This is a genomic window from Nisaea sp. (assembly GCF_039990255.1).
In the GTDB taxonomy this organism is placed as follows: domain Bacteria; phylum Pseudomonadota; class Alphaproteobacteria; order Thalassobaculales; family Thalassobaculaceae; genus Nisaea.
Window position 1 is genome coordinate 1,470,968 of the sequence record NZ_JBDXGG010000018.1, and the last position, 22,419, is coordinate 1,493,386.

A 22,419-nucleotide genomic window follows, 5' to 3' on the forward strand; every position below is an offset into this window, starting at 1 on the left:
CTCCTGCTCTAACGGGCGGCCACGGCCACGCCGGCTTCGCCGAGCGCAACCTGGTAGTTGCTGATCAAGTGATCGACAGACACCGACATGATGTCGAGGAAAGTCGACGGATAAATGCCCATCCAGAAAACGAGGATGATGAGCGGTGCGAAGATCGCGATCTCTCGAGGCGACAGGTCAAGGATCTGCTTGAGAGCTTCCTTGTCGAGCGCACCGAAAATGATCCTGCGATAGAGATAGAGCATGTAGGCAGCACCGAGGATCAATCCGGTCGCAGCAAAGGCTGCAAGCCAGGTGCTGGCCTCGAAGGCACCCATCAGGACCAGGAATTCGCCGACGAACCCGCTGGTGCCCGGCAAGCCAACCGAGCCCATGGTGAAGATCATGAAGACCAACGCATAGCGCGGCATGCGCTCGACCAGACCGCCATAGGCCGCGATTTCACGAGTGTGCATCCGATCATAGACCACGCCGACGCAGAGGAAGAGCGCGCCTGAGACCACACCGTGGCTCAGCATCTGGAAGATCGAGCCTTCCACGCCCTGGGTGTTCAGCGTGAACATCCCGATGGTGACAAAGCCCATATGCGCAACTGAGGAATATGCAATCAGCTTCTTCATGTCCTCCTGAACCAGAGCGACAAGCGAGGTGTAGATCACCGCCACAATGCTGAGACCGAAGACCATAGGCGCGAAATACTCGGTCGCTTCCGGGAACATCGGAATGGAGAAGCGCAAAAAACCGTAACCGCCCATCTTCAGGAGCACGCCTGCCAGAATCACGGACCCCGCCGTCGGCGCCTCAACATGCGCATCAGGCAGCCAGGTATGGACCGGCCACATCGGCACCTTGACCGCGAATGACGCAAAGAAAGCAAGCCAGAGCCATGTCTGCAGTTCCGACGCGAAGCCTGCTTCCATCAGAGCCGGAATATCCGTCGTTCCTGCCTGCAGATACATCGTCAGGATGGCAATCAGCATCAGCACGGAGCCGAGTAACGTGTAGAGGAAGAACTTGAACGCCGCATAGACGCGGCGGGCACCGCCCCAGACACCGATGATCAGGAACATCGGGATCAGCACGCCTTCAAAGAAGATGTAGAAGACCAGAATATCAAGCGCGCAGAACATGCCGACCATCAGGGTCTCTAGGACCAAAAAGGCGATCATGTATTCCTTGACCCGCTTCTGCACCGCTTCCCAGCTTGAGAGAATGCAGATCGGCGTCAGCAGCGTGGACAGCAGCACGAACCACATGGAGATGCCGTCGACACCCATGTGATAGCCGATGCCCCAGTCCGGCAGCCACTCGCGTTTTTCGACAAACTGGAAGTCAGCTGTGGTCGGGTCAAACCCGGCCCAGATCAGCAGCGAGACCACGAAGGTGATAAGCGAGGTCCAGAGCGCCACGTAGCGGGCATTCTTGGCAACCTGTTCTTCCTCCCCGCGAGTCAGCGCGATGAAGAATGCCCCTGCCAGCGGCAGGAATGTTACCAGAGAGAGGAGAGGCCAATCGCTCATGGTCTTACTTCCCGCTCATCAGCATGTACCAGGAGATGATCGCAACCACGCCGATCATCATCGCAAAAGCATAATGGTAGACATATCCGGATTGCATCTTGCCGGCACGGACCGCCGCGAGTTTGGTAATCAGGCTGATGCCATCGGGGCCAAAGCCGTCGATGATGGCCCCGTCACCACGCTTCCAGAATATGCGGCCCAGTTTCATGGCAGGCCGCACGAAGATGGTGTCGTACAACTCGTCGAAATACCACTTGTTCAAAAGGAACAGGTAGATCGGCCGGAAGGTCGAGGCGACCTTCGCCGGCAAACCAGGTACGAACATATACATCAGATAAGCAAGTCCGATACCGGCGACGGTGACCACGATCGGCAGCAGTTTCACCCATGTCGGAACATGGTGCGCACCCTCAATCGTATCGTTGCCCTCAGCCACGAAGATCGCGGCTCCCCAGAACTGATCGCGAAGATCGCCACCGAAATACTGGTAGCCAAGCCAGCCTGCGAACACCGCACCAATCGCAAGAACGATCAGAGGTATTGTCATGACCGGCGGGGATTCATGAATGTGGCTCATGACTTCTTTATTGGCACGTGGTGCGCCATGGAAGGTCATGATCAGCAAACGCCAGCTGTAGAAGGCGGTCATGAAGGCCGCCCCGACACCGAGCCAGAAGGCGTAATCACCTACGCCTGTGTGACGGGCGTACGCCACTTCAATGATGAGATCCTTTGAAAAGAACCCGGAGAACGGCGGAAGGCCGACAAGCGCCCAGCTCCCTATCCACATCATGATGTAGGTGAGCTTGATGTGCTTCCAGATGCCGCCCATGTTGCGCATGTCCTGCTCATTCGACATAGCGTGGATAACCGAGCCAGCACCGAGGAAAAGCAGCGCCTTGAAGAAGGCATGCGTCATCAGGTGGAAAATGGCGGCGGAATAGGCGGAAACACCGCAGGCGAAGAACATGTAGCCGAGCTGGCTACAGGTCGAATAGGCGATCACCCGCTTGATATCATTCTGGCAGAGACCGACGGTCGCCGCGAAAAAGGCCGTTGTGGCCCCGACGATCGTGATGACCATGAGTGTGTCAGGCGAAAATTCCATCATCGGCGACAGACGCGCGACCATGAAAACACCGGCCGTGACCATGGTTGCCGCGTGAATGAGCGCTGAGACCGGCGTCGGTCCTTCCATGGCGTCCGGCAGCCAGGTGTGCAAGCCGAGCTGTGCCGACTTGCCCATGGCGCCAATGAACAGCAGCATGCAGATGATCGTCAGCGCATGCCATTCCATGCCGAGGAACTCGAGCGTCATGCCCGCTTTCTCGGGGGCGGCCGCAAAGATATCGTCCAACACGACCGTATCGAACAGCAGATAGGTGCCGAAGATACCGAGAGCGAATCCGAAATCACCGACCCGGTTCACGATGAAGGCCTTCATCGCCGCTGCATTGGCAGACGGCTTGTGGAACCAGAAGCCAATCAGCAGATAGGAGGCAACGCCGACACCTTCCCAACCGAAGAACATCTGTACCAGATTGTCCGCCGTCACCAGCATCAGCATGGAGAAGGTGAAGAAGCTGAGATATGCCATGAAACGCGGCTTCGACGCATCGTGGCTCATGTATCCGATGGAATAGACATGCACCATGGTCGACACGCCGGTGACAACGATCAGCATGACCGCAGTCAGGGTGTCAAACTTGAGCGCCCAGGACGCTTCCATTGACCCGGAAGAGATCCAGGTAAACAGCTCGATCGTAATCGGGTTACCGCCGAGCGCGACATCAAAGAAAGCGATGATCGAGAGCCCAAGCGCACCGAACATTCCGGCGCAGGTAACAAGCTGTGCCGGGCGATCCCCGATGGCACGGTTACCAAAGCCAGCGATGAGACTGCCGAGCAGCGGCAGGAAGACGATTGCGGCGTACATCCGGCCTTACCCTTTCATCAGGTTGATGTCTTCGACCGCGATGCTTCCGCGATTACGGAAATACACCACGAGGATGGCAAGGCCGATGGCGGCCTCCGCCGCGGCTACGGTCAGCACGAAGAGTGCAAATACCTGGCCAACGAGATCGTTAAGGAAGACGGAGAAAGTGACCAAGTTGATGTTCACAGCGAGCAGCATGAGCTCAATCGACATCATAATGATGATCACGTTCTTTCGGTTCAGGAAGATCCCAAACATACCGAGCGTGAAGAGGACGGCGGCAACCGTCAGGTAGTGTGCCAGGCCGATTTCCAACATGATCAGACCCCCTCCCCACGCTGCACTTTTACGACTTCAACTGTCTCGTCCGTCGTCCGGGAAAGTTGCTCAGAGATACGCTGGCGCTTGACCCCAGGACGGCTGCGGAGCGTAAGCACGATGGCCCCGATCATGGCGATCAGAAGGATCAGTCCAGCCGACTGGAAGAGATAGACATAGCGGGTATAGAGCAATGCGCCGATCGCATGTGTATTGGTCACAGCCGCCGGATCAGGTGCCGGTGCCGCCGTAATCAGTTCCGGTGCGATAACCCAACTGGTCACCACGAAGAACAGTTCAGCGAAGATCACCACCCCGATCAGCAGTCCGATCGGCAGATACTTCATAAAGCCCTGACGCAACTCGACGAAATTGATGTCGAGCATCATGACGACAAACAGGAACAGCACCGCAACCGCGCCGACATAGACCACCACGAGGATCATTGCGATGAATTCGGCGCCGATCAGAACGAAGAGGCCCGCGGCATTGAAGAAAGCGAGGATCAGGAACAGGACCGAGTGAACCGGGTTCCGCGACGAGACCACCATGACGCCAGAGGCAATGGTGATCGCGGCAAAGACATAGAATATGAGTGCCTGGATCATCCGCGCCCCCGGTCCGCCGGAAGTCCGGCAGACATTTTGTGAGTCATCTCAGCCATTTTATCGGCTTTCTTCATGTTCCCTCGCCCCCAAGCAGCCTTAACGGTACGGCGCTTCGACGGTCAGATTATGCGCGATCTCGCGCTCCCAGCGGTCCCCGTTCGCGAGCAGCTTGTCCTTGTTGTAGAACAGCTCTTCACGGGTTTCCGTGGCGAATTCAAAGTTCGGGCCTTCGACGATGGCATCGACCGGGCAGGCTTCCTGACAGAAGCCGCAATAGATGCACTTCGTCATGTCGATGTCATAGCGAGTCGTCCGGCGGCTACCGTCATCACGCGGCTCGGCCTCGATTGTGATGGCCTGCGCAGGGCAGATTGCTTCGCACAGCTTGCAGGCGATGCAGCGCTCTTCCCCGTTCGGATACCGGCGCAAGGCGTGCTCACCACGGAAACGGCTGCTGATCGGTCCCTTCTCGTAGGGATAGTTGATGGTCACCTTCGGCTTGAAGAAGTACTTCAGGGTCAGATACATCCCCGAAAGCAGTTCCCACAGCAGCAGGCCGCGCGCGCTTTGTTGCAACGTGCTCATGGCTCAGCCTCTCTCCATCGTGCGCGTTTCAGTCGCGTCTGGCATCATTTGATCCGTCCTCATCCCAGCACCGGCGCTGGTACCCAGTCGAACGCCACTAGCACACCTGCAGTCAGCACGACCCAGAGCAGCGAGAATGGCAGGAACACTTTCCAGCCCAGCCGCATCAGCTGATCGTAGCGGTAGCGCGGGAAGGTCGCCCGGACCCAGAGGAAGAAGAACAACACGAAGGCGATCTTGGCAAAGAACCAGATCGGTCCCGGTATCCAGTTGAACGGTGCGATATCGAACAACGGCAACCAGCCACCCATGAACAGGATCACGGTGATCCCGCTCATCAGGATCATGTTCGCGTATTCACCGAGGAAGAACAGGGCGAAGGTCATCGAGGAATACTCGACGAAATATCCCGCAACCAGCTCCGACTCTCCTTCAGGAAGGTCAAACGGCGCCCGGTTAGTCTCCGCCAGCGCCGAAACGAAGAAGATCACGAACATCGGCAGCAGCGGAATGGCGAACCAGACCGTCTTCTGTGCCTCGACAATAGCACTGAGATTAAGCGAGCCCACGCAGAGCAGCACAGTGATCATGACGAAACCGATAGAGACTTCGTAGGACACCATCTGCGCCGCGGACCGAAGCGCGCCAAGAAAGGCGTATTTCGAGTTCGACGCCCAACCAGCCATGATCACGCCATAGACCCCGAGCGAGGAAATTGCGAAGAGATACAGCACGCCGACATTGATATCCGCCAGGACCATCCCCGCATCGAACGGGATCACAGCCCAGGCAATCATGGCAAGAATGAAGGTCAGCATGGGCGCCATTGCGAACATGATCTTGTTCGCACCCGCCGGCAGGATCGTTTCCTTGGCGAACAGCTTCACGCCATCGGCAAGAGGCTGCAGCAGACCGAACGGGCCAACAACGTTGGGTCCCTTCCGCATCTGCATGGCGCCGATCACCTTGCGTTCAAAATAAGTGAGATACGCGACGGCCACCAGCAGCGGCACCACAATGGCGAGGATCTGCGCCAAGATGATCGCTGTCGGGATCACGTAGGTTTCGAGGATCGCATCCATACCCACTTAACTCCTCACCCCTCGGTCCCAGTCTTTGCCTGCTTCGACAGGACAAAGACTTCCGTGCATTCGGCCATTGTCTGGGAGGCCCGGCTGATCGAGTCGGTCATATAGAAATTCTCAACCGTGGTACCAAAACCTGTGTCGGACATTTCGCCTTCGGCACCAAACGGCCCCCAAGCCGCTTCCGGTGCGATATCGACCTCTGTAAAGATCTCGTTCGACTTACGCAGAGCAGCACGGAGCTGCTCGAGGCTATCATAGGGCAATGCCGCACCGAGATGCGCCGATAGAGCCCGGATAATGGCCCAGTCCTCGCGCGCTTCTCCTGGCGGGAAGCTGGCCCGCAAGCCCATTTGCACCCGACCTTCTGTATTAACGTAAAGACCGTCTTTTTCAGTATAGGCCGCACCCGGAAGAATGACGTCCGCGCGGTGTGCGCCACGATCACCATGGTGCCCTTGATAGATCACGAAGGCATCGCCGAGACGCTGTGTATCGATCTCGTCCGCACCAAGAAGGTAGACCGCCTTGATCGTGCCCTTTGAAGCACCGTCGAGCATACCAGCAACATCCGCTCCGCCTTTGCCCGGCAGGAAGCCGATATCGAGGCCGCCGACACGGGATGCGGCTGTGTGCAACACACTGAATCCATTCCACGCCGGAACCTCGTTACCTTCCTCGTCCTTCGAGGCGGGCACAAGCATCCCGGTGCTTTCCGCGATATTCCGAGCCGTCGCCAGAACCGCCGCCCCGTCGTCACGGGTGAGCGCGCCCATACCGAGGATAATCATCGGCCGCTTAGCGTCCTTCAGAACGGAAGCGAAAGCGTTCTTGCCATCCGCCAGTTCCGTCAGGGTCTGAGTACCGGCCCCCAGGTGATCGTATTTGTATGTCAGGTCGACCGGCGCACCAATAACACCGACCTTAAGACCACCCTCAAGCCAGCGTTTGCGGATTCGTGCGTTCAGAACGGCCGCATCCCAGCGCGGGTTCGCACCAACGATCAGAATGGCGTCGGCGTCTTCGATCCCGGCAATCGTCGCATTGAAGAGGTAACCGGCCCGTGTCGTCGCATCGAGCTTCGCGCCGTCCTGCCGGCAATCCAGGTTCGGCGACCCCAGCGCTGCCATCACCCCCTGCAGGGCAAACATCGACTCAACATCGACCGTATCGCCAGCAACAGCGGCGACTTCGTCCCCCTTCAGGCCTTTGAGCTTCGCAGCGATAGCGGCGAAAGCGTCATCCCAGGACACTGGCTGCAACTTGCCATCTTTGCGCAGATACGGCCGGTCGAGCCGCTGGCGTTTCAGACCGTCACAGGCATAACGCGTCTTGTCCGAGATCCACTCTTCGTTGACCTCTTCATGCAGACGCGGCAGGACGCGGAGAACTTCAGAGCCGCGGGCATCGACCCGGATGTTCGAGCCGAGTGCATCCATCACATCGATAGTCTCGGTCTTACGCAGCTCCCAAGGCCGGGCCACGAACGCGTAAGGCTTTGATGTCAATGCGCCAACCGGACAAAGGTCGATCACGTTGGCGGACAGCTCGCTATCGAGCGCCTTCTCCAGATAGGTCGTGATTTCGGCATTCTCACCGCGACCGAGCAGGCCCATATCGGTGACACCGGCCACTTCGGTCGAGAACCTGACACAGCGCGTACAATGAATGCAGCGGGTCATGATCGTGTTGACCAGCGGGCCCATATACTTGTCTTCGACGGCCCGCTTGTTTTCGTCATAGCGGCTGGAATGATGACCGAAAGCCATCGCCTGATCCTGCAGGTCGCATTCGCCGCCCTGATCGCAAATCGGGCAGTCCAGCGGGTGGTTGATGAGGAGGAACTCCATCACCCCTTCCCGCGCTTTTTTGACCAGATCGGTATCCGTGCGGATCACCATGCCTTCGCCGGCCGGCATCGCACATGACGCGACGGGTTTCGGCGAGCGCTCCATCTCAACGAGGCACATGCGGCAATTACCCGCAATCGACAAGCGCTCGTGGTAACAGAAGCGCGGCACTTCGGCGCCGGCCTCTTCACAGGCCTGCAACACGGAGGCACCAGCCGGAACCTCAACCTCCGTCCCGTTGACTGTCAATTTAGGCATTGCGATCTCCCCGCAAGCGCGTTCCCGTCGGGCGCATCATTCCGCAGCCTCCATTACCGGTACGACCGGCTCGCCGGCCTTGCGGGCCGCTATCCGGCGCTCTACTTCCGGCCGGAAATGCCGTAGCAGCCCCTGAATCGGCCAAGCTGCCGCATCGCCCAGCGCACAGATCGTATGACCTTCGATCTGCTTGGTAACTTGATAAAGCGCGTCGATTTCCTCGACCTCGGCCTCGCCCCGCACCAGCCGGTCCATGACCCGGTACATCCAGCCGGTGCCTTCGCGACATGGCGTGCACTGGCCGCAGCTCTCATGCTTATAGAAGTAAGAGAGACGCGCGATGGCGCGGACGATATCGGTCTGCTTGTTCATGACGATAACCGCGGCAGTACCGAGGCCGGAACCAACACCACGCAGGGTGTCGAAATCCATAATCACGTCGTCACAAACCGATTTCGGCATCATCGGCACGGACGATCCGCCCGGGATGACGGCCAATAGATTGTCCCAGCCGCCGATCACACCGCCACAATGCTTTTCGAGCAGTTCCTTGAGCGGAATGCCCATCTCTTCCTCGACATTGCACGGCTGTTCGACATGCCCTGAAATGCAGAAAAGTTTCGTGCCGGAGTTTTTCGGAGTCCCAAGGTCGGCAAACCACTGAGATCCACGCCGCAAGATTTCCGGCACAACCGCAATGCTCTCGACATTGTTAACGGTCGTCGGAGAGCCATAAAGACCCACACCAGCCGGGAACGGGGGCTTCAGACGCGGCTGGCCTTTCTTGCCTTCCAGACTTTCCAGCAGCGCCGTTTCCTCGCCACATATATAGGCGCCGGCACCGCGATGCAGGATGACGTCAAAATCGTAGCCAGAACCGCAGGCGTTCTTCCCGATCAGCCCGGCCTCGTAAGCCTGATCAATCGCTGCCTGGAGGCGCATCGCCTCATTGTAGAACTCGCCTCTGATATAGATGAAAGCCGCAGTCGCCCGCATCGCATAACCGCCGATCAGACAGCCTTCAACCAGCTTGTGCGGATCGTTACGGATGATTTCCCGGTCCTTGCAAGTGCCCGGTTCAGACTCATCCGCGTTGACCACGAGATAATGCGGCTTGTCCTTAACCTCTTTCGGCATGAAGGACCATTTAACACCGGTCGGGAAGCCCGCACCGCCACGTCCGCGCAAACCAGAATTCTTCACATCTTCAACGATGTCTTCCGGGCTGCGGCTAAGGATCTGTTTCGTCGTGCTCCAGTCGCCGCGCTTGCGGGCGCCCTCAAGCCCCCAGTCGAACCAGCCATAGAGATTTGTGAAGATGCGGTCCTCGTCCCTCAACATCACTTCTCTCCCACTTTGGCGTCAGTGGCCTTGCCGGCGCTGACCTCAGCGTCATATGTCCGCGCGGCGTCACTGTCCTTATAGGTCACCAGCGTCTGCGCGCCCTTCTCCGGCTCGGAAACGTTTCGTCCGGAGAGTGAACCCACGGGCGGCACCTCGCCCTTCTTCAGAGCGTCGAGCAACTTCGCCGTGCTTTCGTAATCGACATCCTCATAGAAATCGTCGTTCACCTGCAGGATCGGCGCGTTGGCACAGGCTCCGAGGCATTCGACCTCAAGCAGGGTAAACATGCCGTCGTCGGTGGTCTGGTGATTGTCGAGGCCGAGTTTATCCTTGATGCACTTCATCATCTGGTCGGAGCCGCGCAACCAACACGGCGTCGTCGTGCAGGCCTGCAGGAAATATTTCCCAACCGGCTTCAGATTGTACATCGTATAGAAGGTAGCGACTTCCAGAACGCGAATCCGGGGCATTTTCAGCTTCTCGGAGATCACGTCGATCGCGGCCAGCGGAATCCAGTTGTCGTGCTGGCGCTGGGCCAGGTCGAGCAACGGCATCACCGCGCTGGCCTGACGGCCTTCCGGATATTTGGAAATGATTGCATCTGCCTTAGCCATATTCTCCGGCGTAAAGGCGAAGCTCTCGGGCTGGTTCTCGGCGATGTCGATACCGCTCACCGGTCAATCTCCCCGAACACAATATCAAGCGAGCCAATGATGGCGACCGTATCGGCCAGCATGTGGCCTTTAGACAAGAAGTCCATGGCGGACAGGAACGAAAATCCAGGTGCCCGGATTTTGCAGCGATAGGGCTTGTTGGTGCCATCAGAGACCAGAAACACTGCGAATTCGCCTTTCGGCGCTTCCACGGCTGTATATGTCTCGCCAGCAGGCACGTGATAACCCTCAGTATAAAGCTTGAAGTGATGGATCAGTGCTTCCATCGAATGCTTCATTTCGCCGCGGCTCGGCGGGGCGACTTTACGGTCTTCTGTTTTGACGGGGCCGTCCGGCATTTTCTCGACGCACTGCCGGATAAGCTTCAGGCTCTCCCGGACTTCCTTGATGCGCACCAGATAGCGCGCGTAGCAATCACCGGTCTTGCCGATCGGAATATCGAAATCGAGCTCATTATAGACGTCATAAGGCTGCGACTTGCGCAGATCCCATGGCATACCCGAAGCACGAATACACGGGCCGCTGAAGCCGAGCGCCTGCGCCTCATCAGCCGTAACTATGCCGATATCGACGGTCCGCTGCTTGAAAATCCGGTTTTCCGTCAGCAGGCTCTCAATATCGTCCATCAGGGCGGGGAAAGTTTCGGTCCAGGCCATGATGTCGTCCAGCAGGCCAGCCGGGATATCCATGGCCACGCCGCCCGGGCGGAAATAGGCCGCATGAAGACGCGCCCCGCAGGCCCGCTCATAGAACTCCATGAGCTTTTCACGTTCTTCGAAGCCCCAGAGCAGCGGCGTCATGGCGCCAACGTCGATGGCGAAGGTGGTGATGTTGAGCAGGTGGTTCAGGATGCGGGAGATCTCGGCATAGAGCACCCGGATATACTGTCCGCGCTTCGGCACCTCTATACCCAGTAACTTCTCGACCGCCAGCGCATAAGCATGTTCCTGAGACATCGGCGCGACGTAATCGAGCCGGTCAAAGTAAGGAACAGCCTGCAGGTAGGTTTTGTACTCGATCAGCTTTTCGGTACCGCGATGCAGAAGACCGATATGCGGATCGGCCCGCTCGACGATCTCACCGTCCATTTCCAGCACCAGACGCAAAACACCGTGCGCGGCAGGGTGCTGCGGGCCGAAATTCAGCGTAAGCGGCTTGATATGCGCTTCAGCCATCAGGAAGCCCCCTCTTCGGACTGCTCATCCGCCTTCTCGTCACCCGGCAGGAGCGAACGCGCGCCTTCCCACGGGCTGAGAAAATCGAAGCTGCGGAAATCCTGAACCAATTTTACCGGCTCATAGACCACCCGCTTCTGCTCGTCGTCGTAGCGAACTTCGACATGCCCCGTGAGCGGGAAATCCTTCCGCAACGGATGGCCTTCAAAACCGTAATCCGTCAGCAACCTGCGCAGGTCCGGATGTTCGGAGAAAAATACCCCGTACATATCCCATGTCTCGCGCTCGAACCAGCCGGCGGACGGGAAAACCCCATTGGCTGAAGGAACCGGTGTCGCTTCATCAGTCGCGACCTTGACCCGTATCCGGTTGTTCTGCTGCACACTGAGGAGATTATAGACGACATCGAATCGCTGCTCCCGCTCCGGAAAATCGGTACCGCAGAGATCGACGAGACACTTGAACTGGCACTGCGAATCATCCCGCAGGAAGGTAAGCACCTTCAGTATGTATTGCTGGCGGGTGCGGATCACGAGTTCGTCGAGGACAAAGCCAATCTCGACAAGCTCGGTATCGAGCTGACCAGACAAATAGTCCGCCAGCTCTCTCTGCATTTGTGTCGGTTCTGCCATGCTGTCGTCTGCCTCTGCCTGGCGTTGGTCCGGACCCGTTTTAGCGGGCGATCGTCGAAGTGCGCTTGATCTTTTTCTGAAGCTGGAGAAGCCCGTAAAGAAGCGCCTCGGCCGTCGGTGGACAGCCCGGCACATAGACATCGACCGGAACGACCCGGTCGCAACCGCGGACCACTGAATAGGAATAATGGTAGTAACCGCCGCCATTCGCGCAGGAGCCCATTGAAAGCACCCAACGGGGCTCAGCCATCTGGTCGTAAACCTTGCGCAGAGCCGGCGCCATCTTGTTGGTCAGCGTCCCGGCTACAATCATCACGTCCGACTGGCGCGGGCTTGGCCGGAAGACCATGCCGAACCGGTCAAGATCATAACGGCTTGCTGCCGAATGCATCATCTCGACGGCACAGCAAGCAAGGCCAAAGGTCATCGGCCAGAGCGAGCCGCTGCGGGCCCAGTTGAAGAGCTTGTCCGCCTGAGCAACGACAAAGCCCTTTTCATTCAGCTCGTCACCGACAGCCTTCAGGATAGCATCCTGGTCGGCACCCGGCGGAAGCGGACGAAGATCCTGCGAAGCCTGCATAACGGGTCTCACTCCCATTCCAATGCCCCTTTGCGCCATTCGTAGACGAAACCGATCGTCAATACGCTGAGGAAGATGATCATCGACCAGAAACCAAAGAGGCCGATTCCGCCGAGCGAGATCGCCCAGGGGAACAGGAAGGCCACTTCAAGGTCAAAAATGATGAAGAGGATGGCAACGAGATAGAACCGTACATCGAACTGGCCACGGGAATCGTTGAACGCTTCAAAGCCACATTCGTAGGACGAAACCTTTTCCGAATCAGGCCGCTGTTTCACGACCACCAGAGATCCGATCACCATTGCGAGGCAAAGCCCGATCGCAACGGCGAGGAAAATCAGAATAGGCAAATATTCCCGGAGGATATCGCTCATATCGTCAGCTCTCTCTCATGCCCGGCGCGTTGAAGTGATCTCAAAGATACACCTACGCCTTGTTACCGGGCGCACTATAGTTCCATAGCGCGCCCAAGAAAAGCCCGTGTCGCCATAGAACGACCGAAAGAATTCTTTAAATTCCAGCGCTTGAACGCTTCTTGCGACCTCGGTCAAAGACCGGGTCGCTTACAATCTCAGAATTGATTTAACTAAAGATGAATGGCGGGAGTGACGGGACTCGAACCCGCGGCCTCCGGCGTGACAGGCCGGCGCTCTAACCAACTGAGCTACACCCCCGTTTTCTGGGCCGCGGTGCCGTCCGTTTGGCGGCGCCCCCGACGAGGAGGCGCTTATTTACGTGCCCCCCCATGGAGTGTCAAGCGCGATAGATTGGAAAAATTACACTTTTTTGGACCAACCTCACTTAACCGCTGTAATTGTCCGGTTTTCCGCGGAAAATTCTTTGTTTTCCCGGACCGACATCCAAGCTTAAGTTACAAAAACAAGACTTATGGACCAGAACAGGATCCCTACCCGATGATGACGGAACGCGATTACGGCCGACTCACGAAACTCACCGCCATGCTGGCCAGCGAGAATGACGGAGAGGTGTTGAACGCAGTCGATGCCATAAGCAACCTCCTGAACCAGTATGGGCTGGTCTGGAACGATCTCCTGCTGCCCAGGAAGTTCCTGAAGGTGCGTGACGCGCAGAGTGACGATCTCACGGTCGCGCCCAAGAACAGCGAACCGCCGGACCCTACACAGGCCTCACCAAAACAGATGTTCGACATTCTATTGGCCAGTCCACGAGTCTCGGTCGAGACCAAACGGGACATCCGTGACTATTCAAATGAAATTTCTGAGAACCGGGTGAGCCCCAAGACCAGGGCCGACCTGCACGCTATGTACCGATATGCCATCGTGCAAGGTCGGCACATCTAGCGTTCGAACAGGTTTAGTGTCCTAAAAGGATGGTGGGCGCTGACGGGATCGAACCGCCGACCCTCTCGGTGTAAACGAGATGCTCTGCCAGCTGAGCTAAGCGCCCGTTCCGCATCGGGGCAAGCCCCAACGAAAACGCCGCCCCTTCTAACAGGGACGGCGTCACTCGAAAAGAGAAGAAATAGTAAGTGTCAGTTCAAAGCGTCTTTCAGACCCTTTCCAGCCTTGAATTTCGGCTGTTTTGACGCGGCAATTTGTATTTTCTCACCAGTCCGCGGATTACGGCCCTCGCTTGCAGCGCGGGACGCAACGCTGAAGGTTCCAAAACCGACGAGTCTCACCTCATCACCGGATTTCAGCGCGGTAGTAATGGAATCCAGGACAGCTTCGACAGCGGAAGTCGCATCAGCTTTGGTAATATCAGCGGTACCGGCAACGGCTGTGACAAGCTCATTCTTATTCACTTTATAGCCCCCTATCAATTGATAGAATCACCCAGAAATTGGCCGGATTACCGGTCCAACTGGTATCTTAGTTTAAATCGCAGAAAACGCAGGCGTCAATCGAACAACCGGCAGATTCCCGCAGGTTTGCAGGGATTTTCGCGATTGCTCAAATTTAATCCGGTATTATTCGGGTAATTTACAATGTTCAAAATGAAGAAACCCCGGCTCGAAAGCCGGGATAAACCTCAATTCTCTGTTTCCGCCTGTCTTTTGGCTGAACAACCTAATGTGTTGTTAGAGATTTTTCTTTTTTGCCGCCTGCCGCAGCCACTGGTTCGATAACAATCTCTTCCGGATCGATCGGCACCAAGGGGTTTGTCAGCGCTGTTGCAAGAACCTCATCGACGGATGAGACCGGGATAATCTCCAGGCCCTCCTTCACGTTGTCAGGGATCTCCGCAAGGTCTTTCTCGTTGTCCTTGGGGATCAACACAACCTTGAGGCCGCCCCGAAGCGCCGCCAGGAGTTTTTCCTTGAGACCCCCGATAGGCAGAACGCGGCCACGCAACGTGACTTCCCCGGTCATGGCGACGTCGCGGCGCACTGGGATACCGGTCAAGACCGATACGATCGACGTCACCATACCGACGCCAGCAGAAGGACCATCCTTCGGTGTAGCCCCTTCCGGCACATGCACGTGAATATCCCGATTGTCGAGGCTCTTCAGCGAAATCCCAAACATGAATGATCGGGATTTGACGAAACTCTCAGCCGCCTGGATCGATTCGCGCATAACGTCGCCGAGCTTGCCGGTCGAAATCACTTTGCCTTTACCGGGCACGGTCACCGATTCGATAGAGAGCAGTTCGCCGCCGACCTCGGTCCAGGCAAGGCCCGTGGTGACACCGACCAGATCGCTCTCCTCGACCTCACCGTAACGGTACTTCCGAACGCCCGCGTATTTCTCCAGATTTTCCGGGGTCACCTCTACTGATTTGACCCCGTCCATGAGGATTTCCTTGACCGCCTTACGCGCCAGATTGGCGAGCTCGCGCTCAAGATTACGGACTCCTGCCTCCCGTGTATAATAGCGGACCAAATCAAGAAGACCGCCATCTGTGATTGTCCACTCGCCTTTCTTGAGTCCGTGCTGCTCCACCTGCTTGCCGATCAGGTGACGCTTGCAGATCTCCACCTTCTCATCTTCGGTGTAGCCAGAGATCCGTATGATCTCCATCCGATCAAGAAGCGGCTGCGGCATACGCAACGTATTCGCTGTGGTCACAAACATCACGTCCGACAGGTCGTAATCGACTTCCAGATAATGATCCTGGAAGGTTGTGTTCTGTTCCGGATCAAGCACTTCCAGGAGAGCTGAAGACGGGTCCCCCCTGTAGTCGTTACCGAGCTTGTCGATCTCGTCGAGCAAGAACAGGGGATTTGAGAACTTGGCCTTCTTCATCCCCTGAATGACCTTGCCCGGAAGTGAGCCGATATAGGTCCGGCGATGCCCGCGCACTTCAGCCTCGTCACGGACGCCACCGAGCGACATACGAACAAAGTTACGCCCGGTCGACTCAGCGATGGACTTACCGAGTGAGGTCTTACCCACACCCGGAGGGCCGACCAGGCAGAGAATCGGCCCCTTTACCTTGCCAGTACGCTGCTGCACGGCAAGGTACTCGAGTATCCGTTCCTTGACCTTCTCAAGGCCGAAATGATCCCGATCAAGAACCGACTGGGCGTGCTTGATATCTTTTTTAACCCGCGAGCGTTTCTTCCACGGAATCGCCAGCAGCCAGTCCAGATAATTACGGACAACGGTCGCTTCAGCGGACATCTGGCTCATGTTACGCAGCTTCTTCAGCTCCGCATCGGCTTTCTCGCGTGCTTCCTTGCTGAGCTTCGTCTTGCGAATCCGCTCTTCAAGTTCGACCAATTCATCACGACTATCGTCCGTTTCGCCGAGTTCTTTCTGAATGGCCTTCATCTGCTCATTCAGATAGTACTCGCGCTGGGTCTTTTCCATCTGCCGCTTAACACGGTTCCGGATGCGTTTCTCAACCTGCAGAACGCCGATTTCGCCTTCCATAAAGCCGTAGACCCGCTCAAGACGCTCAATAACCGTCTCGCTCTCAAGCAGTTCCTGCTTTTCGGCAATCTTCAGCGCCAAATGGGAAGCGATGGTGTCCGTCAGCTTGGCTGGATCTTCGATCTGGTTGACTGAAACCAGCACCTCCGGCGGGATCTTCTTGTTCAGCTTAATATATTGCTCGAACTGGCTGACCACGGCACGGGACAGCGCTTCCTGTTCGGGATCGTCACTTTCCTCATCGACCATCGGCTCTGCAAAGGCTTCGAAGAAATCTTCGTTGTCCTTGAACTCGGTGATCCGCGCGCGCTGAATGCCCTCAACCAACACCTTAACAGTGCCATCGGGCAATTTCAGAAGCTGCAATACGGTACCGACTGTGCCGACAGTATAGATGTCATCAGGTGAAGGATCGTCATCGGCAGCGTTTTTCTGCGTCACCAGAAGGATCTGCTTGTCGTCCTTCATAACGTCTTCGAGGGCACGCACAGATTTATCTCGGCCCACAAAGAGCGGAACGATCATGTGCGGAAAGACGACGATGTCGCGCAGCGGAAGGACGGGGAAACTCGAGGTGCCTGTCTCTTGCATCAGTCTTTCAACTCGCTCCCCTCTGCAAAAAGGTTGCCGGGATGGGGAGAGCGCCCGGCGAACCGCTATTTAGATGGCACTCTCCCGACACCGTTCAAGTCGGGAGCTATTTATGCGCTGGAACCAACATCCTCACGGCGCTCTCCGTGCACCATAATCGGCGCGGCACCGTTCTCGACCGTCTCACCGTTGATGATGATTTCCTCGACATCTTCCATGCCGGGCAGATCAAACATCGGATCGAGCAGAATGCCTTCCATGATGGATCGCAGACCACGCGCACCGGTCTTCCGTTCGATGGCCTTGTCGGCGATTGCCTTCAAGGCTTCTTCACGGAATTCCAGATTGACGTTCTCCATCTCGAACAGCCGCTGGTACTGCTTGACGAGCGCGTTCTTCGGCTTCGTCAAAATTTCGACCAGTGCGTCGTTATCGAGATCTTCCAGCGTAGCGACGACCGGCAAGCGGCCGACGAATTCCGGAATAAGTCCGAATTTCAGCAGATCCTCTGGCTCAACCTCGCGCAGCACCTCACCGGTGCGGCGGTCGTCCGGATCCTTCACGTCGGCACCAAAGCCGATGGAAGAGCCCTGGGAGCGGTTCGAGATAATCTTCTCGAGGCCGGCAAAGGCACCGCCACAGATGAAGAGGATGTTGGTCGTGTCGACCTGAAGGAATTCCTGCTGTGGATGCTTACGCCCGCCTTGCGGCGGCACGGAGGCAACGGTGCCTTCCATGATTTTCAGCAGGGCCTGCTGTACCCCCTCACCCGACACATCGCGGGTGATCGACGGGTTGTCGGACTTGCGGCTGATCTTGTCGACCTCGTCAATATAGACGATTCCACGCTGGGCGCGCTCGACATTGTAATCGGCAGCCTGAAGAAGTTTCAGGATGATGTTCTCGACATCCTCACCAACATAGCCCGCTTCGGTCAGGGTCGTTGCGTCCGCCATGGTGAAGGGGACATCAATGATCCGGGCCAGGGTCTGTGCCAGCAGCGTCTTACCGCAACCAGTCGGACCAACCAGAAGAATGTTGGATTTCGCCAACTCTACATCGTTGTTCTTGCTGGAGTGGGAAAGGCGTTTGTAATGGTTGTGCACCGCGACGGACAGAATCCGCTTCGCATAGGGCTGACCGATTACGTAATCGTCCAACACATCCATAATGTCACGGGGGGTCGGGACTCCATCGCGCGACTTTACCAGCGTGGTCTTGTGCTCTTCACGGATGATATCCATGCAGAGCTCGACGCATTCGTCGCAGATAAAGACCGTTGGGCCCGCGATCAGTTTGCGGACCTCGTGCTGACTCTTGCCGCAGAACGAGCAGTACAAGGTGTTCTTCGAATCACCACCGTTCGTGCTTCCGCCGGATTTGCTCATCTTATCCACATTCGTTACGGGACGGCTGATTGGTCATGTTAGCCAAAGGCGCCGAAGCCGCACAACGTGAAAAAATCATGTCATGTCTAACAACGGCATTAGAGCCAGGTGCGGACATGCCGCAGAACAGCCCCGTCAGCCATCTCGGGCGGGGCCACTCTCGTACCTGATCCGTCAGCTCTTGGCGTCTTCTTCCTTCGCATCGACAGGCCGTTTATCAACGACTTCGTCGATCAAGCCGAACTTTTTAGCTTCATCGGGCACCATGAAATTATCGCGCTCCATACCGGTCTCAATCTCGTCGACCTTGCGTCCGGTATGCTTCACGTAAATTTCGTTCAGGCGTGCACGTGTCTTGAGGATTTCACGGGCATGGATCTCTATATCGCTGGCCTGGCCCTGGAATCCGCCAGACGGCTGATGGATCATTATCTTTGCGTTCGGGAGGCAATAGCGCTTGCCTGCGGCACCTGCCGTCAGCAACAGAGAGCCCATGGAAGCCGCCTGACCGATGCAGACGGTCGACACGTCCGGGCGGATGTATTCCATCGTGTCGTACATCGCCAGTCCCGAAGTGACCACGCCGCCCGGCGAGTTGATGTACATCGAGATGTCTTTTTTCGGGTTCTCGGCTTCCAAGTACAGAAGCTGAGCACATACAACGCTCGAAATCGCGTCATTGATCGGGCCGACAACAAAGATGATCCGCTCCTTCAGGAGGCGGGAATAGATATCGTAGGCCCGCTCCCCGCGGTTGGTTTGTTCAACCACCATGGGGACCAAGGAGTTCATATAGATCTCTGCGGGATCATGCATTGTGTCGGCCTTCATCGGGTTACGTCGCAATCGGTTAGTGGACAGCATATGGGACGTTTAGCCCCAGATGACTACCCTTCCGCAGCGTCGTCTGTTTTTTTAGCTTTTGCAGCGGGTTTTTTCGCCGGTGCTTTCTTTTTTGCTGCCGGTTTTTTGGCCGCAGCTTTCTTCGCAGGTTTGTCCTCGGAGGCCGAATCGTCTTCGTCTTCCTTGAAGAGATCTTCCGCGGCCACCGTCTTGTCGGTCACCTTGGCCATCTCGACAATAAAGTCGACTATCTTGTCCTCAAGCAGCGGAGCCCGGATGTTGGCCTGAGCCTGGGCGTTCTGCTGGTAAAACTGCACAACCTGCTGCTCTTGCCCAGGATACTTGCTGGCTTCCTGATAGATCGCCCGGGCGACTTCCTCGTCACCAATCGAAATATTGTTCAGGCGGCCGACTTCCTGCAGCAGGAGACCAAGACGGACCCGACGTTCGGCGATACCGCGATACTCAGCCTTGTCCTCGTCGCTGAGCGACTCGTCAGCGGCGTGCTGATGCTCCTTATCATGGTCATGGTCATGATCGTCATCCTGAGGCTTCACAGCCTGGCAGATCGCGTCATATTCAGCCTGCACCATGCCATCCGGCACTTCAAAGGAATGCTGCTTCTCGAGCGTATCGAGAAGCGTCCGCTTCAGCTTCGTGCGAGCAGCGCCGACATATTCCTGTGCAAGCTGGCCTTTGATCGCTTCCTTCAGGGTGTCGAGATCGTCCATGCCGAACAGTTTGGCGAACTCGTCATCGATCGTCGGATCGGTGGTCTCGCGGATCTCGGTGACTTCGGTCTCGAAGACCGCTTCCTTGCCCGCCAGGGTGGCCTGACCATAATCTTCCGGGAAGGTAACTTTTACATCGAGCTTGTCTTCGGCATTTACGCCAATCAGCTGCTCTTCAAAGCCGGGGATAAAGGTCCCGGATCCGAGTTCCAGATGATGACCTTCTGCGGCGCCGCCATCAAATGCCACGCCGTCGACTGTACCCTTGAAGTTGATGACAACTGTGTCACCAGACTTGGACTTCCGCTTGCGCTTGATCGGCTCGGAGCTCTTGTGCTGAGTCGCGAGTTTGCCGATGGCTTCATCCAGATCGGAATCGCTCGGCTCGGCGGACAGGCGCTCAAGCTCAAGGGTCGAGAAATCGATCGGAGTAATTTCCGGCATGATGTCGACCACCATGCTGAATTCGAGATCGCCGCCTTCGTCGAATTTGGTGATCTCGATCTGCGGCTGCGTTGCTGCACGGAGATCGCGCTCATCGAGAGTCTTCTGAGACGTCTCATTGACGGTTTTCTCAAGCACTTCGCCCATCACGGAAGGGCCATAACGCTTCTTAAGCAGCGCAACGGGGACCTTGCCCGGGCGGAAACCCGGCATGTTGATGGTCGGGGCTATCTGCGTCAGACGCGCATCGACCTCGCCGTTAATGGTCTCGGCGGGAATCACGACCTGGAATTCGCGCTTCAGGCCGTCGGAGGAAGTTTCAGTAACCTGCATTGGTTTTCGCTCAATCTGCTTCGTCTGCGTACGCCCACGATACTCGCGCCATGGTCAATTAGATGGTGCGGGTGAAGGGACTTGAACCCCCACGGCTTTCGCCACCAGAACCTAAATCTGGCGTGTCTACCAATTCCACCACACCCGCGAGCCCTCTCGGCGTCCATGGAGGCGCCATCTCGTATAGGACCGGCATGGCTATCCGAACCGGCCCGGCGCGTCAACTGTTATGGTATTAGTCGCGAAGCAGCGGTTTGACGGAGGAAGAGACCGCTATTTTTCCAGAGGAGGAATAGGCATCGCTATTACCCTCAATGTCACTTACCCGATACAAGTAATTGATCATCATGCCGTGGGCTTGTGCGAGACCTTTTTGCGACGTATCTCCGAGCCAATTCAGGCGTTCCATGCGAGCGCCGTTCGACAGATGGAAATGCGCGACTGGGTCTTTCGCCTTACCGTCCGGGCGGCGTTCTCCATGGAGATAATGCGCCGCCATGCGGCTGACCGGCGTTTTCAAAGCAATCGTGAGATGCTCGTCCTTGAACCAGTTCGCCCGGCCGAGCGCGGATTTCAGCAATTCGCCGTCGGTCCCACCTTCAACCAGCTGACCCAGCGCCTTACGCTCCGTGTTGGTCAGCTCGAAGGCGTTTTCATCAAGCGTCTGCTTCGACCATTTACCGAAGCCCGGAATAGGCGACAGGGTCGCGAACTTTTTCAGATTCGGCACATCGTGCTTTAGAAGCTCGACCACCCGCTTGATCAGGAAGTTGCCGAAACTGATCCCAACCAACCCCTTCTGCGCATTCGAGATCGAATAGAAGATCGCCGTCGTCGCCGCCGAGACATCGCCCATCGGCGCGTCCGCATCGAGAATATCGTGCACGTTGGCCGCCATTTCCGGCACCAGGGCGACTTCAACAAAGATCAGCGGCTCGTGCGGCATGGCCGGATGGAAATATGCGAAGCAGCGCCGGTCGGAATCGAGCCGGTTCTTCAGATCGTCCCATGATCGGATTTCGTGCACGGCTTCATAGGCAATCAGCTTCTCTAGAATCGCCGCGGGGCTTTCCCAAGTTATTTGCGTCAGCTCCAGAAGCCCAACATCGAACCACGCACTCAGCATTTCGCGCAGATCGTCCGAGAGCGCCTTGATCGCCGGCTCGGTTCGGGCGTACTCAAGCATCACCACGCGCATGTCGACGAGGAATTTCACGCCTTCGGGTAATGTCGTGAAGCGTTTCAGGAGACGGCGCCAGCGCGGCTCTAGAGCACGCCGCAATGTCGCTTCCGCCTTTGTGCGCGCCGCGTCGTCCTTCGCGTCCTTGACGCCATCAATCGCCGTATCGACGGCGGCACGGTCGATTCCGTAATTCTCGGCGAGAAGCCTCAGAAAACGCAGCTGACCGGCTGGCTCCAGTGCCAGATACATCCGTCCAAGGTCGGCTGCACGTGCCCGGGCAGAAACCTCGTCCGCGCGAACCGTCAGGCAATTCTCCATTTGCTGACGGACACGTTCAAGATCCTCATCGGGAAGATCTGGACGCGGCAAACCAGAGAACATGTGACGCGTGGAATCCGAAAGCCCCGACCATGCTTGGCGCAGGTTCAAAAGGGTCCGGTCGATGAAACTGGTCGGTTGATCATTTGGCATTCTTAAATGA

General features: G+C 57.0%; 20 protein-coding genes and 3 tRNA genes. 1 reads left to right on the plus strand and 22 read right to left on the minus strand.

The features are described from left to right. Positions 1–8: 8 nt before the first annotated feature. The 14 genes from ABJ076_RS17275 to ABJ076_RS17340 form a co-directional block, all read right to left on the minus strand. Positions 9–1,520, minus strand: coding sequence for an NADH-quinone oxidoreductase subunit M (locus tag ABJ076_RS17275; protein ID WP_348185665.1), 1,512 nt, complete (start codon positions 1,518–1,520; stop codon positions 9–11). Positions 1,521–1,524: 4 nt separating this feature from the next. After that, a complete protein-coding gene (gene nuoL / locus ABJ076_RS17280) occupies positions 1,525–3,456 on the minus strand; it encodes an NADH-quinone oxidoreductase subunit L (RefSeq protein WP_348185667.1) in 1,932 nt (643 codons plus the stop codon). Between the two features lie 6 nt (positions 3,457–3,462). Next, positions 3,463–3,771, minus strand: a complete 309-nt coding sequence (gene nuoK, locus ABJ076_RS17285) for an NADH-quinone oxidoreductase subunit NuoK (RefSeq protein WP_348185937.1) — start codon at positions 3,769–3,771, stop codon at positions 3,463–3,465. 5 nt (positions 3,772–3,776) lie between these two features. Further along, positions 3,777–4,382 (minus strand): NADH-quinone oxidoreductase subunit J, encoded by a 606-nt coding sequence (locus ABJ076_RS17290; RefSeq protein ID WP_348185669.1) that lies wholly within the window; start codon positions 4,380–4,382, stop codon positions 3,777–3,779. A 96-nt stretch (positions 4,383–4,478) separates the two neighbouring features. Continuing rightward, on the minus strand, positions 4,479–4,967 hold the full coding sequence (gene nuoI, locus ABJ076_RS17295) for an NADH-quinone oxidoreductase subunit NuoI (RefSeq protein WP_036553121.1): 489 nt from the start codon (positions 4,965–4,967) through the stop codon (positions 4,479–4,481). Between the two features lie 59 nt (positions 4,968–5,026). Continuing rightward, positions 5,027–6,049, minus strand: coding sequence for an NADH-quinone oxidoreductase subunit NuoH (gene nuoH / locus ABJ076_RS17300; protein WP_348185672.1), 1,023 nt, complete (start codon positions 6,047–6,049; stop codon positions 5,027–5,029). A gap of 14 nt (positions 6,050–6,063) precedes the next feature. Then, the gene (gene nuoG, locus ABJ076_RS17305; RefSeq protein ID WP_348185675.1) at positions 6,064–8,160 is read right to left on the minus strand and encodes an NADH-quinone oxidoreductase subunit NuoG; all 2,097 of its coding nucleotides are present in this window, start codon (positions 8,158–8,160) and stop codon (positions 6,064–6,066) included. Between the two features lie 36 nt (positions 8,161–8,196). Beyond that, positions 8,197–9,501: an NADH-quinone oxidoreductase subunit NuoF gene (gene nuoF, locus ABJ076_RS17310; RefSeq protein WP_348185678.1), complete on the minus strand. Its 1,305-nt coding sequence runs from the start codon at positions 9,499–9,501 to the stop codon at positions 8,197–8,199. Next, on the minus strand, positions 9,501–10,178 hold the full coding sequence (gene nuoE / locus ABJ076_RS17315) for an NADH-quinone oxidoreductase subunit NuoE (RefSeq protein ID WP_348185681.1): 678 nt from the start codon (positions 10,176–10,178) through the stop codon (positions 9,501–9,503). The genes nuoF and nuoE overlap by 1 nt, the downstream gene beginning before the upstream one ends. After that, positions 10,175–11,353: an NADH-quinone oxidoreductase subunit D gene (locus tag ABJ076_RS17320; protein ID WP_348185683.1), complete on the minus strand. Its 1,179-nt coding sequence runs from the start codon at positions 11,351–11,353 to the stop codon at positions 10,175–10,177. The genes nuoE and ABJ076_RS17320 overlap by 4 nt, the downstream gene beginning before the upstream one ends. Next, positions 11,353–11,985 carry an NADH-quinone oxidoreductase subunit C gene (locus tag ABJ076_RS17325; protein ID WP_348185686.1) on the minus strand — a complete coding sequence of 211 codons (633 nt, stop codon included), beginning with the start codon at positions 11,983–11,985 and terminating at the stop codon, positions 11,353–11,355. The genes ABJ076_RS17320 and ABJ076_RS17325 overlap by 1 nt, the downstream gene beginning before the upstream one ends. A gap of 40 nt (positions 11,986–12,025) precedes the next feature. Beyond that, positions 12,026–12,583, minus strand: coding sequence for an NADH-quinone oxidoreductase subunit B (locus tag ABJ076_RS17330; RefSeq protein ID WP_193170529.1), 558 nt, complete (start codon positions 12,581–12,583; stop codon positions 12,026–12,028). Continuing rightward, positions 12,574–12,939 carry an NADH-quinone oxidoreductase subunit A gene (locus tag ABJ076_RS17335; protein ID WP_348185689.1) on the minus strand — a complete coding sequence of 122 codons (366 nt, stop codon included), beginning with the start codon at positions 12,937–12,939 and terminating at the stop codon, positions 12,574–12,576. The genes ABJ076_RS17330 and ABJ076_RS17335 overlap by 10 nt, the downstream gene beginning before the upstream one ends. A 223-nt stretch (positions 12,940–13,162) precedes the next feature. Next, positions 13,163–13,239 (minus strand) — tRNA-Asp (locus ABJ076_RS17340). A 240-nt stretch (positions 13,240–13,479) separates the two neighbouring features. On the opposite strand from ABJ076_RS17340, the gene ABJ076_RS17345 reads away from it, so the two are divergent. Then, a complete protein-coding gene (locus tag ABJ076_RS17345; RefSeq protein ID WP_348185691.1) occupies positions 13,480–13,887 on the plus strand; it encodes a hypothetical protein in 408 nt (135 codons plus the stop codon). 30 nt (positions 13,888–13,917) lie between these two features. Here the strand turns inward: ABJ076_RS17345 and ABJ076_RS17350 are convergent. From ABJ076_RS17350 to ABJ076_RS17385, 8 genes are all read right to left on the minus strand, one after another. Next, a tRNA-Val gene (locus tag ABJ076_RS17350) sits at positions 13,918–13,993 on the minus strand. Positions 13,994–14,078: 85 nt separating this feature from the next. Beyond that, a complete protein-coding gene (locus ABJ076_RS17355) occupies positions 14,079–14,351 on the minus strand; it encodes an HU family DNA-binding protein (RefSeq protein ID WP_348185694.1) in 273 nt (90 codons plus the stop codon). Positions 14,352–14,616: 265 nt separating this feature from the next. Further along, positions 14,617–17,016 carry an endopeptidase La gene (lon, locus tag ABJ076_RS17360; RefSeq protein WP_348185696.1) on the minus strand — a complete coding sequence of 800 codons (2,400 nt, stop codon included), beginning with the start codon at positions 17,014–17,016 and terminating at the stop codon, positions 14,617–14,619. Positions 17,017–17,126: 110 nt separating this feature from the next. Continuing rightward, on the minus strand, positions 17,127–18,404 hold the full coding sequence (clpX, locus tag ABJ076_RS17365; protein ID WP_348185699.1) for an ATP-dependent Clp protease ATP-binding subunit ClpX: 1,278 nt from the start codon (positions 18,402–18,404) through the stop codon (positions 17,127–17,129). Between the two features lie 174 nt (positions 18,405–18,578). After that, complete coding sequence (gene clpP / locus ABJ076_RS17370; protein WP_348185940.1) at positions 18,579–19,220, minus strand: ATP-dependent Clp endopeptidase proteolytic subunit ClpP; 642 nt, start codon at positions 19,218–19,220, stop codon at positions 18,579–18,581. A gap of 71 nt (positions 19,221–19,291) precedes the next feature. Next, positions 19,292–20,755: a trigger factor gene (gene tig, locus ABJ076_RS17375; RefSeq protein WP_348185701.1), complete on the minus strand. Its 1,464-nt coding sequence runs from the start codon at positions 20,753–20,755 to the stop codon at positions 19,292–19,294. A gap of 63 nt (positions 20,756–20,818) precedes the next feature. Then, positions 20,819–20,903, minus strand: a tRNA-Leu gene (locus ABJ076_RS17380). Positions 20,904–20,990: 87 nt separating this feature from the next. After that, positions 20,991–22,409 (minus strand): malonyl-CoA decarboxylase, encoded by a 1,419-nt coding sequence (locus ABJ076_RS17385; protein WP_348185704.1) that lies wholly within the window; start codon positions 22,407–22,409, stop codon positions 20,991–20,993. Positions 22,410–22,419: the final 10 nt, after the last annotated feature.